This is a genomic window from Sinorhizobium sp. CB7, assembly GCF_041357635.1.
Classification (GTDB): domain Bacteria; phylum Pseudomonadota; class Alphaproteobacteria; order Rhizobiales; family Rhizobiaceae; genus Rhizobium.
Map to the genome: position 1 here is coordinate 146,902 of NZ_JAULLL010000015.1, position 15,834 is coordinate 162,735.

General features: G+C 60.5%; 13 protein-coding genes. 10 read left to right on the top strand and 3 right to left on the bottom strand.

The genetic code is table 11. From position 1 onward, the window contains the following. Positions 1–115 precede the first annotated feature (115 nt). Complete coding sequence (locus tag AAE029_RS26040) at positions 116–1,741, bottom strand: NAD-dependent malic enzyme (protein WP_371075791.1); 1,626 nt, start codon at positions 1,739–1,741, stop codon at positions 116–118. A 613-nt stretch (positions 1,742–2,354) separates the two neighbouring features. Continuing rightward, positions 2,355–3,068 (bottom strand): GntR family transcriptional regulator, encoded by a 714-nt coding sequence (locus tag AAE029_RS26045; protein ID WP_371075792.1) that lies wholly within the window; start codon positions 3,066–3,068, stop codon positions 2,355–2,357. 268 nt (positions 3,069–3,336) lie between these two features. Between AAE029_RS26045 and AAE029_RS26050 the strand changes: the two genes are divergently transcribed. The 5 genes from AAE029_RS26050 to AAE029_RS26070 all read left to right on the top strand — a co-directional run bounded on the left by AAE029_RS26050 (position 3,337) and on the right by AAE029_RS26070 (position 8,303). Beyond that, on the top strand, positions 3,337–4,425 hold the full coding sequence (locus tag AAE029_RS26050; protein ID WP_371075793.1) for an ABC transporter ATP-binding protein: 1,089 nt from the start codon (positions 3,337–3,339) through the stop codon (positions 4,423–4,425). A 28-nt stretch (positions 4,426–4,453) separates the two neighbouring features. Further along, positions 4,454–5,752, top strand: coding sequence for a PotD/PotF family extracellular solute-binding protein (locus AAE029_RS26055; RefSeq protein WP_371075794.1), 1,299 nt, complete (start codon positions 4,454–4,456; stop codon positions 5,750–5,752). A 62-nt stretch (positions 5,753–5,814) separates the two neighbouring features. Continuing rightward, positions 5,815–6,732 carry an ABC transporter permease gene (locus AAE029_RS26060; protein WP_371075795.1) on the top strand — a complete coding sequence of 306 codons (918 nt, stop codon included), beginning with the start codon at positions 5,815–5,817 and terminating at the stop codon, positions 6,730–6,732. A 1-nt stretch (position 6,733) separates the two neighbouring features. Then, the gene (locus AAE029_RS26065) at positions 6,734–7,555 is read left to right on the top strand and encodes an ABC transporter permease (protein WP_371075796.1); all 822 of its coding nucleotides are present in this window, start codon (positions 6,734–6,736) and stop codon (positions 7,553–7,555) included. A gap of 4 nt (positions 7,556–7,559) precedes the next feature. Then, the gene (locus AAE029_RS26070; protein ID WP_371075797.1) at positions 7,560–8,303 is read left to right on the top strand and encodes an aspartate/glutamate racemase family protein; all 744 of its coding nucleotides are present in this window, start codon (positions 7,560–7,562) and stop codon (positions 8,301–8,303) included. A 2-nt stretch (positions 8,304–8,305) separates the two neighbouring features. Here AAE029_RS26070 and AAE029_RS26075 read toward each other — a convergent pair whose 3' ends face one another. Next, positions 8,306–9,472 (bottom strand): dihydrodipicolinate synthase family protein, encoded by a 1,167-nt coding sequence (locus tag AAE029_RS26075; RefSeq protein WP_371075798.1) that lies wholly within the window; start codon positions 9,470–9,472, stop codon positions 8,306–8,308. A 275-nt stretch (positions 9,473–9,747) separates the two neighbouring features. Here AAE029_RS26075 and AAE029_RS26080 point away from each other — a divergent pair, with 275 nt between their 5' ends. The 5 genes from AAE029_RS26080 to AAE029_RS26100 are packed head-to-tail and all read left to right on the top strand — an operon-like array spanning position 9,748 to position 15,708. Beyond that, positions 9,748–10,794, top strand: coding sequence for a LacI family DNA-binding transcriptional regulator (locus tag AAE029_RS26080; RefSeq protein ID WP_371075799.1), 1,047 nt, complete (start codon positions 9,748–9,750; stop codon positions 10,792–10,794). After that, positions 10,791–11,795, top strand: a complete 1,005-nt coding sequence (locus AAE029_RS26085; RefSeq protein WP_371075800.1) for a Gfo/Idh/MocA family protein — start codon at positions 10,791–10,793, stop codon at positions 11,793–11,795. Before AAE029_RS26080 ends, AAE029_RS26085 begins: the two co-directional genes overlap by 4 nt. Before the next feature lie 7 nt (positions 11,796–11,802). Continuing rightward, the gene (locus AAE029_RS26090; protein WP_371075801.1) at positions 11,803–13,416 is read left to right on the top strand and encodes an acyl CoA:acetate/3-ketoacid CoA transferase; all 1,614 of its coding nucleotides are present in this window, start codon (positions 11,803–11,805) and stop codon (positions 13,414–13,416) included. Then, entirely contained in the window at positions 13,409–14,188 is a 780-nt protein-coding gene (locus tag AAE029_RS26095) for an enoyl-CoA hydratase/isomerase family protein (RefSeq protein ID WP_371075802.1), read from the top strand. The genes AAE029_RS26090 and AAE029_RS26095 overlap by 8 nt, the downstream gene beginning before the upstream one ends. Next, on the top strand, positions 14,188–15,708 hold the full coding sequence (locus AAE029_RS26100) for an aldehyde dehydrogenase family protein (RefSeq protein ID WP_371075803.1): 1,521 nt from the start codon (positions 14,188–14,190) through the stop codon (positions 15,706–15,708). Before AAE029_RS26095 ends, AAE029_RS26100 begins: the two co-directional genes overlap by 1 nt. Positions 15,709–15,834: the final 126 nt, after the last annotated feature.

Here is a 15,834-nt window from a genome sequence, read left to right on the forward strand (position 1 = left end):
CTTCGGCTGAGTTTCAGTTCATTTTCTTGCTAGGTCACTGCGGCATGAGAATCGGTGGCTTTTTGCGACAGGTCCGGCCAATCTCATGCTGCAGCGCTTGAGATCCAAAAATGTCCTATCCGTATTGTGGGCGATATGTTTTTTCCTGGATCAGCGCCGAAAGATCGGCGGGACGCGCGAGATCCGTGAACCCCTTGTCGAAGATGTAGGCGGCGATATGCTCGGCGACGCGAAGCGAAGCCTCCAGAATTCGGCTCTGAGGCGGATAGATCAGCCCTTTCTTTAAGCTCTGCTCACCGACCTGTTCTGCGACCGCCTTCGCGGCTACGGTGAACATCTCTTCGGTCACCCGTTTGGCCTCGGTCGCGAAGATCGCCATGCCCATGGCCGGAAAGATGTAGACGTTGTTTCCCTGACCCGGGACAAAGGTCCGGTCACCGAAATGGACAGGCGGAAATGGACTGCCGCTTGCAAAGATCGCGCGGCCTTTCGACCATCTGTACGCTTCCTCCGCCGTGCATTCGGAGCGGGATGTCGGATTCGAATAGGGAAAGATGATCGGCCTTTCGTTGATGTCAGCCATCGCCTCGATCACCTGCTGATTGAAGAGCTTGGGCACCGTGCTCACGCCGATGATGCCGGTCGGGCGCAGGGCGCGAACGGCGTCGACGAACTTGTCCACGGGCGCGTGATCGATGGCAAACGGCTTTTGAAAATCCGCAAGATCGGTGCGCGATTTCACCATGAGACCATTGATATCGAAGAGCGTATTTCGAGCGCGTGCCTCATCGATTTTGGTTCCCTCTGCCGCCATTGCCAGGCTGATCAGCTCGGCGATACCGGTGGCGGCGGATCCGCCGCCGAGAAAGAGAAAGCGCTGGTCCGACAGCTTCTGATGTGAAATGCGTAAGGCGCCATATATCCCGGCCAATGCGACCGCAGCCGTGCCTTGAATGTCATCGTTATAGGTGCAGATCCTGTCGCGATACCGTTCGAGGATAGGCACGGCGTTGATATTGGCGAAGTCTTCCCACTGGATGCAGCATTTCGGATAGAGTTCCTGAACCGCCTCGACGAACTCCTCGATGAAATCCATGTACGCGTCGCCGCGGACGCGATTTTGTCTCAGGCCAAGATAAAGCGGATCTTCGACCAGCTTGTGATTGTTGGTCCCGACATCGAGCGTTATCGGCAGGCAATGTTGCGGAGGAACACCCGCGCAAGCCGTATAGAGCGCCAGCTTGCCGATCGGGATCCCCATGCCGCCGACGCCGAGATCTCCGAGGCCGAGGATGCGCTCGCCATCGGTGACGACGATAAAGCGAACGTCCGTGACCGGCCAGTTTTGCAGCAGGCTCTTCAATCGGCCACGTGCTGTGATGGGCAGATAAACGCCGCGCGGCGCCCTGAAGATATGATCGAACTTCTGGCAGGCTTCGCCGACCGTGGGCGTGTAGACCAGGGGCATGAAGCTCGCCGGATCGGACATGAGCACGGCATAGAACAATGTTTCGTTGCGGCCCTGCAGGTCCGATAGCAGCAGGTACTTTTGAAGGTCGTTATCAAGATTGGCAAGCTCGGCATGCGTACGTGCGACCTGTATCTCGAGGCTGCTCTCACCGGGCGGCAGCAAACCCTCGAGGTTTTTGGCGCGACGCTCGGCGGCCGTGAACGCGCTGCCGCGGTTCAGTCGCGGATTTCGCAGAAGATCATAACCCTTGAGCTCGATGAGATCAGACATTTCAAGCGCTCCCTCCGGTTCGAATAGAATGATCTTACGGATGACGATTTTGGGATGTTGGCGGGCGAAATTCAGATCGTCCCGAGGAGGCGTGCTCGGCGCCAGCCAGACAGGGCTGAGCGACTTCCGGCCAATGTTCTGCCAGTATGCGCATAGTCCCCTCCGACCGAAGCGCCGACGATGACGTCAGAAGCTCGGGAGATGTAAAGGGCGAACATCAGCGAAAAGGCCCTATCGCGGATGGACCATCGCCCCGACCCAGGCACTATCGGTATTTTCAACGTGTCTTCTGGTAGGGCGAACGCGCGACTGTTGCTCTAACCTCCAGGTTCCACGGCATAGTTTGCGCCAAGCAATTCATTTTGATGCTGGACGACTTCGCATCTCCCTGGAAATCCCCTCCAAAGGTTCTTCCAGATGCTGCAGCATCAATCCGTCTTATGCTCGTGTCAATGCAATCCTTTATCGATCAGCAAGCGGAGCGAGTATCCCAGGCGGCGATGGATCATGGAGGCGGGGAGGGGGCGGATGAATGTCTGCCATTCTTCCAACCGAGAGGGAGCATTGCAATTGCCCCTGTCGTGCTGATGCTGTCTGCAGTCGCGCTGGCCTCCTATCGCTCGAACGCATCCTTCAGGCCGAAGCTCTTGCGGTCTCTGAGATCCAGGTCCGCCTCGATGTGCGAAATATGGTGGACCATGAGATGACAGGCCGTATCGAGATCCTCGTTTTCGAGGGCGGTGATAATCTCGCCATGCTCGTGATGGCCGCAGCTCGAGGCGGTGGTCTGGCCATAGAGGGCGATCACCAGTGAGGAGCGTGCCACGAGCTCTTCCATGAAGCGCTGCATGATCGCGTTGCCGGATATAGCGGCCAATCGTAGGTGGAAGTCGCCGGAGGCCTTGATTTCAGCGCGGCGCGCCGTCTGGCCGCGCTCGCCCATGAGACGGCCTTCCTCCAGCAACAATTGCTTGAGATCCTGGACGTCAGATGGCGTGATCCTGGCGGCGGCTTCCCGCAAAATGCCGGGTTCCACTAGACGGCGAGCGGCGAAAATCTGCCTAGCCTCTTCCAAAGAGGGATAGGCAACAAAAGCGCCGCGGTTTTTCTCGACGCTGACGAGGCCTTCGTAGGAAAGGGCCTGCAAGGCGGCGCGCGCCAACGTCCGGCTCACCTTGAAGAGATTGCCGACGTCGCTTTCCGAAAGCTTGGTGCCGGGCGCGAGCCGACGCTCCACAATGGCGTCACGGATCGCGTCGCGAATCTGCTGGGTAGCCGTTTCGTTGGATTCGTCGGTGTTTTGGAGAGTGGTCGCTGCGGATTTCATGAAATCGGATACCTGCTAATCAGCCGAACACTACCCGCATTTGCATGAAAAGTTAAACGAATTTTGTGCAATATATACTTCGGACTGTATACGATTTATGCCTTAAATTGAAGACAAAAGCCTATTTGATGTGCAGTTCCTCGCGGCTCGCTCATTTGTGCGCTCATCCGGATTCTGCCGAAAGACTTAACGAATACAGCTGCTTACTGCGGCGTGACGAAACTGGCACGCAAGATGCAACGTCTCTCCTCAAACAGGGGAAGACAGGATGTCCAAAGCGGCAGAGATCGACATAGCATCTGTTTCGAAAATCTATGGCGCCACCACGGCGGTCCACGCCATCAGCCTGAAGATACCGGCCGGTTCCTATTGCTGCTTTCTTGGTCCCTCCGGCTGCGGCAAGACTTCGACGCTTCGCATGATCGCGGGCCATGAAAGCATCTCCTCCGGCGATATCCGGCTCGGCAACGTCGTGGTTACTGATTTCCCGCCTGCCAGGCGCGGCACGGCGATGATGTTCCAGTCCTACGCGCTGTTTCCGCATCTCGATCTCATCGACAACGTCGCCTTCAGTCTCAAGATGAAGGGTGTCAGCAAGAACGAGCGCCGTGCGAAGGCGCTCGAAATGCTGAAGCTGATGCAGATGGAAGCCTATGCGACCCGGCGTCCGGCACAGCTCTCCGGCGGTCAGCAGCAGCGTGTGGCGCTGGCGCGCGCGCTCATCACCGATCCGGAAGCGCTGCTGCTTGACGAGCCGCTTTCGGCGCTCGACCCGTTTCTGAAGATCCGCATGCGCGCCGAACTCAAGAAGCTGCAAAAGACACTCGGCATCACCTTCGTGCATGTGACCCACAGCCAGGAGGAGGCGATGGCGCTCGCCGATCTCATGGTCATCATGAATGACGGCAAAATCGAGCAGGCCGCCGCTCCTCGCCAGGTGTTCGAGCGACCGGCAACCGCCTTCGTCGCCCGTTTCATGGGGGATCACAACGTGCTTTCCGGCCGCGTCACTTCAAGCGAAGACAGCGTGCTGACGCTGGTCGCGCCCGAAGGACAGAGCTTCTCGGTGCGCGGCGAGGGAAGGCAGGTCGGAGAGCCGGTCGATATCGGCATCCGCACAGATCGCGTGCGCCTCGAACCGGCATCCGACAAGACGCTCGGCTTTGCCGGCCTCGTTTCCAACATCGAATATCGCGGCTCCTCTGTGAAGATCACCGTGCTTGGCGCGGGCAGCGACGATTTCACAGTGATTGCCGGTGATGGCGATTACTTCGCAAAGCCGGTCTCGGTCGGCGATGCGGTGTCCTTGAGTTGGACCCTGGAGGATGCCGTCCTCCTCGGTCGCGTTTCCGCATGAACTTCGGCATCAAAAAAGGGGAACTGCAATGACGACTGAAACGACTTTCACCAAGGCGGAAAAGGGAATTTCCCGCCGCACGCTTCTGAAGACCGGCGCTGCCGCTGTCGGCGCCATCGCGGGTTCGGGGGCCATCACAGGCTTCCCGACGATCTGGGCACAGTCCAACATCACGCTGCGTCAGTTCGGCACCGGCGTTTCGAACATCAACGCCATCGCCGAGAAGTGCAAGCAGGATCTCGGCATCACGCTCGAAATGACTGCGACGGACTCCGACGCTGCCGCCCAGCGCGCTGTGACGCAGCCCGACAGCTACGATATCGCCGACATCGAATACTGGATTGCCAAGAAGGTGTTCCCGACCGGCGTGTTGCAACCGATGGACGTCAAGAAGCTGAAATATTACGACAAGATCGTTCCGCTCTTCATTAACGGCAAGCTGAAGCCGGACAGCGTCGTTGCGCAGGGTACGGCGCCGCATACCGTCGGTTTCGTCGAAGGGGCCGATTCCAAGAAATTCGCCAAGGAACCGACGCAGTGGATGACGATGGTCCCGACCATCTACAATGCTGACACGCTCGGCATTCGTCCCGATCTCGTCGGTCGTGAGATCACCACCTGGGCCGATATCATGGACCCGAAATTCAAGGGCAAGACCTCGATCCTCAACATCCCATCGATCGGCATCATGGATGCCGCGATGATCATGGAGGCCATGGGCAACATCAAATATGCCGACAAGGGCAACATGACGAAGGAAGAGATCGACAAGACGATCGACTTCCTGATCAAGGCCAAGGGCGACGGCCAGTTCCGCGCCTTCTGGAAGTCCTTCGACGAGTCAGTCAACCTGATGGCGTCCGGTGAAGTGGTCATCCAGTCGATGTGGTCGCCGGCCGTCGCAGCCGTCCGTTCCAAGGGCATTGCCTGCAAATACCAGCCGCTCAAGGAAGGCTATCGCGCCTGGGGTGGCGGTCTCGGCCTGGCGTCGCATCTCAAGGGCGCCCAGCTCGACGCCGCGTACGAATATATCAACTGGTACACCTCCGGCTGGGTCGGCGGCTATCTCAACCGCCAGGGCTACTATTCCGCCTGTATGGAAACCGCGAAGAATTTCATGTCGGCCGACGAATGGGGCTTCTGGATCGAAGGCAAGCCGGCGCAGGGCGATATCCTCTCTCCTGAAGGCAAGGTCATGGAAAAGGCCGGCGCCGTGCGTGACGGCGGTTCGTTCGAGGACCGCATGGGCCATGTCGCCTGCTGGAACTCGGTCATGGACGAGGACCGCTACATGGTCCGTCGCTGGAACGAATTCATCGCAGCCTGACGCAGGTTGGCGGGTGGGCGAGCCGCTCACCCGCCGCCGGATTAAAACGCGGAGACTGAAATATGGCGACGATCGCTTCAGCGCAGACGGAAGGGCAGGTGGACGAGAAGGCAAGCGGCGGCGGCTTCCGGCTTGCCCCCTGGGCAGTCTCCTATCTTCAGGCGGTGCCGCTGGTCCTGATCCTCGGCTTCTTCTTCATCCTGCCGATCGCCATGATCGCGGTGGTGAGCTTCTGGGACTATGATTTCGCCGGTCTCTATCCCGATTTCCTGACCATGAACTACACCGATACGCTCGGGTCATGGGTCACGTGGAAGACCTATCTCAATACGCTGAAGTTTACCGCCATCGTCTGGGCTTTGACGCTCTTGATCGGTTTCTGGGTCGCCTATTTCCTTGCCTTTCATATCCGGCGCACCTCGACGCAGATGATCCTCTTCCTCGTCTGCACCGTGCCCTTCATGACGTCGAACATCATCCGCATGATCTCCTGGATCCCGGTGCTCGGCCGCAATGGCCTCGTCAATTCGGCGCTGGTTCAGATGGGGATCGTGCCGCAGCCGATCGAATGGCTGCTCTATTCCGATTTTGCAGTCGTGCTCGCCATGGTGCACCTCTATACGCTCTTTATGGTGACGCCGATCTTCAACACGCTGATGCGCATCGATCGTTCGCTCTTCGAAGCTGCACGCGATGCAGGGGCGACAGGCTGGCAGGTCCTCTGGAACGTCGTGATCCCGCTTGCCAAACCCGGCATGGCGATCGGCACGATCTTCGTCGTCACGCTCGTCATGGCGGATTTCTCCACCGTGCAGGTGATGTCCGGCGGACAGAGCGCGTCGGTCGCGCTGATGATGAAGAACCAGATGTCGCTGCTGCAATATCCGGCCGCCGCCGCCAACGCCGTGGTGCTCCTGGTTGTCGTTCTCCTGATGGTCGCCGCGATCCTGCGCGTCGTCGATATCCGCAAGGAGCTTTGAGATGAACAGCGAAAAGCGCAGCCTTGAATTCTACGCACTCGCAATCTTTTTCGCCGTCTTCGTGCTGTTTCTCTACGGCCCGCTCTCGGCGATCGTGATCCTGTCGTTCCAGGGACCGGACGGTGGCCTGACGTTTCCGCTGAACGGCGTCTCGCTGCACTGGTTCTTCAATCTCTTCGAAAAGCAGGCGGTCGGCGATTTCGGCGCCTCGTTCCGGCGATCCTTCATGCTCGGGTGCATGGTGATGGTGGTGACCGTCATCGTATCCCTGCTTGCCGGGCTTGCCTTCCGTCGCCGCTTCCGCGGTTCGACGGTGCTGTTCTACGCGACGGTCGCAAGCCTCGTTGTCCCCTCGATCATCATCTCGCTCGGCATCGGCGTGGTCTTCCAGCAGGGTGGACTGAAGCCTGCCTGGTATTCGTCAGCCTTCGGCGCGCACCTGACCTGGACGCTGCCCTTCGGCGTGCTGATCATGTTTGCCATCTTCAACCGCTTCTCTCCCGCCTATGAGGAGGCCGCGCGCGATCTCGGCGCCTCCTCCTGGCAGACGTTCCGCCATGTCGTTCTGCCGATGATCGCGCCAAGTCTCATCGGCGTCGGACTTTTCGGCTTCACGCTTTCCTATGACGAATTCGCCCGCACTCTGATGACGTCGGGCACCTACAACACGCTGCCGCTGGAGATCTACGCGATGACGACCAATGTCACGACTCCGGTCCTCTATGCGCTCGGCACGGTGACGACGCTCTTCTCCTTCACCATCATCCTCCTCGCACTCGCCATCATGATGGTGCTGCGCCGGCGCCAGGAAAAAATAAGCTGATCCCATGCGCATATTGCTGATCAATCCGAACACGACCGCCTCCATGACCGAAAAGGCGGCCACCGCCGGCCGAGCAGTCGCCGCCGCCGGTACTGAGATCATCGCGGCCACATCGCGAATGGGGCCTGTCTCCATCGAGGGACATTATGACGGGGCGCTCGCGGTGCCGGGATTGCTCAGCGATCTGAAGGAACGGAAGGCAGCCGGTTATGACGCGGCGATCATCGCATGCTTCGATGACACCGGCCTCGATGCGGCGCGCACATTCGCGGATGTACCCGTGCTCGGGCTCTGCGAGTCCGCCGTGGCGACAGCCGGGTTCCTGGCACAGCGCTTCACGGTGGTAACGACGCTGGAGCGTTCCCGAGTGCTGATCGACAATCTCGTTCGCCGTTACGGAATGGGCGGTCGCGCGAAGGTGCGTGCCTCCGATATCCCGGTGCTCGATCTCGAAAACGCCGCTTCAGGGGCAATCGGCAAACTGCGAACCGAGATCGAAAAGGCCCTCTCGGAAGACGGCGCCGAGGCAATCGTGCTCGGCTGCGCGGGCATGACCGATCTGGCGCGGGAGCTACAGGAGATTTACGGCGTGCCGGTCGTTGACGGCGTGGCGGCCGCAGTCAAGCAGGCGGAAGCGCTGGTGTCGCTCGGGCTTTCGACGAGCAAGCGCGGCTCCTATGCTTCACCGCTGCCGAAATCCTTCAGCGGCGCGATGAGCCATTTTGCACCGACCGGAACGGCTGGCTGACCTCAATCGACGCCGAAGACCCCTGCGAAGTTCCTCATGCGCTTCACCGCGAGCTCGGGCCTGTCGAGGACATTGGCCTTGTCGGCCAGCCGGAAGATCTCGACATAGTGATTGACGCCACGCGCCGACTGCATTCCTGCGGGCAGGGTGAAATGGCTCTGATGACCATTCAACCAGGCAAGGAACACGACGCAGGCCTTGTAGTACTGCGTTGGGGCCTCGAAGATTTTCCGGGACAAGGGAACGGTCGGCTCGATAACGGATCTGAAGGTCGCCGCGTCTCCAGCGGCGAGCGACGCCAGCGCCTTGGAGGCTGAGCGCGCAACGGCGTCGAATATGCCGAGCAGGGCGTGGCTGTACCGCTCGCCATCGCCTTCGATCAATTCCGCATAGTTGAAGTCGTCGCCGGTAAAGCAGAGGACGCCATCCGGCAGGCGATTGCGGAGCTGGACTTCCTTGGCGTTGTCGAGCAGCGAAATCTTGATGCCTTCGACCTTGTCCTTGTTTTCGCTGATGATTCTCAGGACGCATTCGAGCGCCGGCTCGAACTGCAAGCTCCCCCAATAGCCCGCGAGGTTCGGGTCGAACATTTCGCCGAGCCAATGCAACACGACTTTATCCTTTGCCTGCGACAGGATGCGACCGTAGACCTCGGCGTAATCGTCGGGCGAGGAGGCAACGCGGGCAAGCGCCCGGCTTGCCATCATGATCGCGCGGCCACCGTGCTTCTCGACGAACTCGATCTGGGTCTCGTATGCCTTGACGACGTCATCGATGGATTTTGCGTCAACCGTCGCGAGATGGTCGGTGCCGGCGCCGCACGCAAGGTCCGCGCCCCTGACGCTCCTCGCTTCTTCCAATGACCGTCTGATCAGCTCCTGCGCGCCTGCCCAGTCGAGACCCATGCCACGCTGCGACGTGTCCATTGCTTCGGCGATCTTGAAGCCGAGACTCCAGAGATGGCGGCGAAATGCGATCGTCGAATCCCAGTCGATCGCGGGGCGGCCCCACGGGTCGACGTCCTTGCGCGGGTCCGACACGACGTGTGCGGCCGCATAGGCGATGCGATTGAACGAAGGCGGCGTCACAGGTTGCTCGATGGGCGTCCCGACGAGGCGGTATTCGCCAACGGTTCCGTCGGGATTCGGCAGATTCAGGGACAGGCTCATGGCAATTCTCCTCATGAGATGGAGGATGCAATAATTTGGATCGTTCCAAATTTCAAGAGGATTTTTGGATTGGGCATTATTTGATGAGCTTAGCGAGACGAGATTGGGCGAAAAATCGAAGCGGTGACAAGGCCATTAAAAAACAATAGGATATCTATAAGTTCCCGCTGCGGTGACGGATTTGCAGCGTCTGGCCGTATTAATTTTCGCTTGACATTCTTTGGAACGTTCCAATTAATGATGCTACAAGTTGGCGGAGGCCAGGGGAGGAATTCATGACCAAGGGGCGGGTGACCGTCATTGACATCGCGAAGGCTGCCGGCGTTTCGAAGTCGACGGTCTCGCTGGTGCTGCAGGGGTCCCCCCTGGTCAATGAGGGGACCCGGTCCAAGGTCAACGCGGCGATGCGCGAACTGGGCTACGTCTACAATCGCGGTGCCGCCAATCTTCGCCAGACAAGCGCGAAGTCGAGGATCATCGGCGTCGTCGTCAACGATCTCACGAACAGCTTCTTTGCCGAGCTCGCAGTCGGTGTCGACATGGTCGTGCAGTCGGCGGGTTTCGTTCAGTTTCTGTCGAATACCAGCGAGAGCATCGACCGCCAACGAGAAGTAATCGCCTCGATGCGGGAACATGGCATTTCGGGCCTCATCGTTTCCCCTGCGCGCGCCACGGAAGCAGGTGACTTCAAGCCGCTGGTGGCGGCAGGGATTCCGGTGGTCGTCGTAGTCCGCAGTTTGCCCGGAGCAAAGGTTTCCTCGATCGTTTCCGACAATCGTGAGGGCACTTTTGCCGCGGTGAAGCATCTCGCGTCACTCAGGCACCGCTGGATCTCTTTCCTGGGCGGCTTCCCGGATACGGCAGTGTTTGAAGAGCGCCTGGCTGGCTACCGTGACGCGATGCTCGAGACCGGACTTGGCTTCCATGGGGAACTGGTCGTCTCGTCCGCGCCATCGAGGGCCGGAGGTGTCGATGCGATCGGTCGGGCGATGGGAATAAGCGACCGCCCGACTGCGGCTGTCTGCTTCAACGACGCCGTCGCATTCGGTGTGTGCGATGGGCTGCGGGCCCGCCGCATGGAGCCCGGCAAGGACTTTGCAGTCGTAGGCTTCGATGATGTCATCGAGGCGCAGACGGCCGTTCCGGCCCTGACGACGATCTCCGTCGATCCGCAGGGCATGGGACGACGCGCCGCACAGCTTCTCCTTAAACAGATCAGCGCCGGAAAAGCGGACGCCGAGAGCGTGACAACGGCGGTTCGCCTTGTCGTCCGCGAGAGCTGCGGTGCCGGGCAGAACAAGCCAGGGAGGAAATTGGCATGACGGTCCGTTGGGGTCTTATCGGCGCGAGCACGATTGCACGGGAATGGGTTATCGGTGCCATCAGGGCAACCGGCGGTGAAGTGGTTTCGGTCATGAGTTCGAGCCCGGACAGGGCTGGTTCCTACGCCGTTGAAAACGGGATTGGCCGGTACGTCTCGGACGTCTCGGCGCTCGTTTCCGATCCCGAAGTTGACGCTGTCTACATCTCGACGACCAATGAGCTTCACCGCGATCAAGCCATTGCCGCTGCACAAGCGGGCAAGCACGTGCTCTGCGAGAAACCGCTGGCGATATCCCTGGAGGACGCCCACGCGATGGCGAAGGCGGTGAGGGATGCCGGCGTCGTCCTCGCCACCAATCATCACCTCCGCAACGCGTCCACACATATCGCGATGAGGGATGCGGTCGCTGCCGGCAGGATTGGCAGGCCGCTGGCAGCGCGCGTATTCCATGCGGTTTACCTGCCGCCCCATCTGCAGGGCTGGCGCCTAGACAAGCCGGCGGCGGGCGGCGGCGTCATTCTCGATATCACCGTCCACGATACGGACACGCTGCGCTTTGTCCTGGGACGCGATCCTGTAGAGGTGATCGCATTCTCGCAGGCAGGCGGGATGGGCAAACAAGGTCTCGAAGACGCTGTCATGGGCGTCATGCGTTTCGAAGACGGGATCATCGCTCAGTTCCATGACGCCTTTACGGTGAAGTACGCCGAAACGGGCTTCGAAGTACACGGCACGGAGGGATCGCTGATTGCACGGAACGTCATGACGCAGCGCCCGGTCGGAACCGTGACACTGCGCACGGCTGCCGGTGAGGAGGAACTGCCGACGGGCAACCGGAATCTGTACGAGTCGGCACTGGAAGCCTTCCATGGCGCTATCGCGGGCAACGGCCGTCCGTCCGCGACGGCAGAGGATGGGATCTGGTCGCTCGCGACCGGCCTCGCCGTTGCCGAATCCGCCAAACGCGGTTTGGCCGTCAAGGTAGAAACGGGACTCTGAGTACCAAATGAGCAAGCACATCACCCCGGCCGAAGCCGCCGCCCTGATCCCCGATGGAGCTGTCGTGTCGGTCTCGTCGTCCAGCGGCCTCGGCTGCCCGGACCTCATGCTGAAGGCGATCGGCGAGCGCTTTGAGAGCACGGCTCATCCACGGGATATCACCACGCTGCATCCGATCGCGGCAGGCGACATGAGCGGCATCAAGGGTGTGGACCATATCGCCAGGAAGGGTTTGCTCAAGCGGATCATCGGCGGCTCCTATCCATCTGGGCCGTCGAGTGCGGAGCCGCCGCTGATCTGGCAGATGATCACCAACAATGAGATTCCTGCCTACAATATTCCTTCCGGTATCCTGTTCGACATGCACCGTGAGGCGGCTGCCAAGCGGCCGGGGGTCCTGACGAAGGTCGGTCTCGACACCTTCGTCGATCCAAGGCGTCAGGGTTGCGCCATGAACGACCTCGCCGCCGGCGACCCGGTGGTAAAGCGCGTATCGTTCGAAGGGGAGGACTGGCTGTACTTCCCGTCGATCGCGCCTCAGGTTGCGATCATCCGTGCGACGACGGCCGACGAGCGCGGAAACCTCACCTACGAACATGAAGGCGCCTATCTCGGCGGCCTCGACCAGGCACTTGCCGCGCGCAACAACGGTGGCATTGTCATCGCTCAGGTCAAGCGGATCACGAAGGAAGGTTCGCTCAAGCCGCACGATGTCCGCGTACCTGGCATGCTGGTCGACTACGTGGTCGTCGATCCGGATCAGAAGCAGACGACGCAGACGACCTATGACCCGGCGATTTCGGGCGAGATTTTCCGTCCGCTCGATACGTTCCGTGTTCCGGAATTCAACATTCAGAAGGTGATTGCCCGTCGTGTCGCGCAGGAACTGCAGGCGGGCAGCTGCGTCAATCTCGGCTTCGGCATTTCCGCGAACGTTCCACGCATCCTTCTTGAAGAAGGGCTGCACGGATCGGTGACCTGGGTGATCGAGCAGGGAGCCGTCGGCGGCGTGCCGCTCCTGGACTTTGCATTCGGCTGCGCGTCCAACGCCGATGCCTACATGCCGTCTCCCTACCAGTTCACCTATTTCCAGGGCGCTGGCTTCGATGCCTCGCTCCTGTCGTTCCTCGAGATCGGCAAGGATGGATCGGTCAATGTCTCCAAGCTCTCCTTCCGACCGCATGTGACGGCAGGAGCCGGCGGATTCGTCGATATCACCGCCCGCGCGAAGAAGATCGTTTTCTCCGGCATGTTCAATGCGGGCGCGAAGCTTGCGATCGCGGACGGCAGGCTGGTGATAGAGAAGGAAGGCAAGCTCAAGAAACTCGTGAACGAGGTTGAGCACGTCACCTTCTCCGGTAAGCGAGCGATCGAGCAAGGGCAGGACATAACCTATGTCACCGAGCGGTGTGTTATGAAGCTCACGCCTGAAGGTGTCGTGCTGACCGAAATCGCGCCCGGCGTCGATCTGCGTGAACATATCCTCGACCAATGCGAGTTCCCATTGATCGTGGGAAAGGACCTCGAAGTCATGGACGCAAGGCTTTTCGGCCAGGACAAGATCGGGCTGTCTCTGCCGGGAAAGAGCGCTCGCGTTCTGGAGGGCACTTTCAATGGCTAGCGGTACTGTAAGGGTCAACGTCGATGGCCACGTCGCGGTCATGACCGTCTCTAGGCCTGAGAAGCTGAACGCGCTGGACCTGGACATGCTGAAGGCGCTCGGGGTTGCGGCCGATGAGGTCGAAGCCAATTCCGACGTGCGGGTCGCGATCCTGACGGGCGAGGGCAAGGGCTTTTCTGCAGGCGGTGATATCAAGGCATGGGGCGGCATGCGGCCTGAGGAGTTCGGGCATGCCTGGGTTCGGCACGGTCACCGTGTCTTCGAGAGGTTGGCGACGCTGCGCGTTCCTCTGATCGCTGCGTTGAACGGCCACGCCCTTGGGGGCGGCCTCGAACTGGCAGGCGTCGCGGACTTCCGGATCGCGGAAGAACACATCAGGATCGGCTTGCCCGAGACCGGACTTGGCATGGTCCCGGGCTGGTCCGGCACCCAGCGCCTGGTGAAGCGCTTCGGTGCCCAGGTCGTTCGCCGGATGGCATTGGGCGGCGAAGTCTTCACGGCCGAGGAAGCAAGGCTGCTGGGTGTCGTCGATGCGGTCACCTCGAGCGGAAACGGTGTCGATGCGGCACGGGAGTACGCTGAGCGGGTCGCCGCGCGCGGGCCTGCCGCACTGGAAATCGTGAAGCTTATGATCGCGGCGGCGAACGGTGAGGACAATGGCACCGCCGTGGAGGCGCTCGGCGCCATTCTCGTCGCGAAGACCGGCGATCTGAAAGAGGGCGTCGCAGCCTTTAGTGAGAAACGACCGGCAAGATTCAAGGGAGAGTGGTGATGACGGTTCTGGTGAATCCAAAGGCGCTGAGCGACCATAAAGCCCGTGATTTCAAGATGCTGATCGACGGCAAATGGGTATCCGGCAATTCTGAGCCGATCGATCGTGTCGCGCCCGGCCACGGCGTCGTCGTCAGCCGGTTCCAGACGGGAAGCAAGGCCGATGCAGAGCGCGCAATCATGGCCGCACGCAAGGCCTTCGACCATGGTCCGTGGCCCGGAATGACCGCTTCCGAACGCTCCGCCATCCTGCTCAAGGCCGCCGATCTCATTGCTGCGCGATCCGAGGAGCTTGCCTATCTGGACGCGGTCGAGGCGGGTAAGCCGATCAGCCAGGTCCGTAGCGAAATCGCGGGATCCGTTGATATCTGGCGCTATGCCGCAGCACTTGCCCGAGACCTGCATGGTGAAAGCTATAACACGCTCGGAGATGGCACCCTCGGCGTGGTCCTGCGCGAGGCCATCGGCGTGGTCTCGATCATCACGCCGTGGAACTTCCCGTTCCTGATCGTCGGGCAGAAGCTTCCTTTCGCTTTGGCAGCCGGCTGCACCACGATCGTCAAGCCGTCCGAATTGACGTCCGGTTCCACGCTCGTTCTGGGCGAGATCCTTGAGGAGGCCGGCGTTCCGGAAGGCGTGGTCAACATCGTCACGGGAACCGGACCCGAGGTCGGCGCCGTCATGACCTCCCATCCGGAAGTCGACATGGTGTCCTTCACGGGCTCCACGGGCGTTGGCAGACTGACGATGACCAATGCCGCGCAGACGTTGAAGAAGGTGTCCTTGGAGCTCGGCGGCAAGAACCCGCAGATCGTCTTCCCTGACGCCGATCTGGACGCATTCGTCGATGCGGCGGTGTTCGGCGCATATTTCAACGCCGGTGAGTGCTGTAATGCCGGCTCGCGCCTGATCCTGCACAAGAGCATCGCATCGGACATCGTCAGGCGCGTGGCGGAGTTGGCAAAGGACGTCAAGGTTGGCGATCCGCTCGACCCGAGCACACAGGTAGGCGCAATCATCACGCCGCAGCATCTGGAAAAAATCACGGGTTACGTCACGGGTGCCGAGAGCAATGGTGCGGAGGTCGCCCATGGTGGCTATGCGCTTGACCTCGGGATGGGCCAGTTCATGGCTCCGACGATCCTTTCCGGTGTGACGCCGACCATGGCGGTCGCCCGCGAGGAGGTCTTCGGTCCGGTCCTTTCCGTGCTGACATTCGAGACGGCCGCCGAGGCGATCGACATCGCGAATTCCGTCGACTACGGCCTGTCCGCCGGCGTCTGGAGCCGGGATTTCGATACCTGCCTGACGATCGGAAGAAAGGTCCGCGCGGGAACCGTTTGGATGAACACGTTCATGGACGGTGCCTCGGAACTTCCGTTCGGCGGCTACAAGCAGTCCGGGCTCGGCCGTGAACTCGGACGCCATGCCGTTGAAGACTACACTGAGACAAAGACGCTCACGATGCATATCGGCGGCCGTACCAGCTGGTGGATGCCGCAAGGGGAGAAGCGGGCTTAGCCCGGCGTAATCGACGTCGCCTGAGGAGGGCGATTATTCGGTGCGGGAATGGGTTCCGCGCCAGAGAATCTGGGAGGATTACCATGCGTAAGTTGATGGCATCGACGGCAGTGGGAGCGCTGTTGC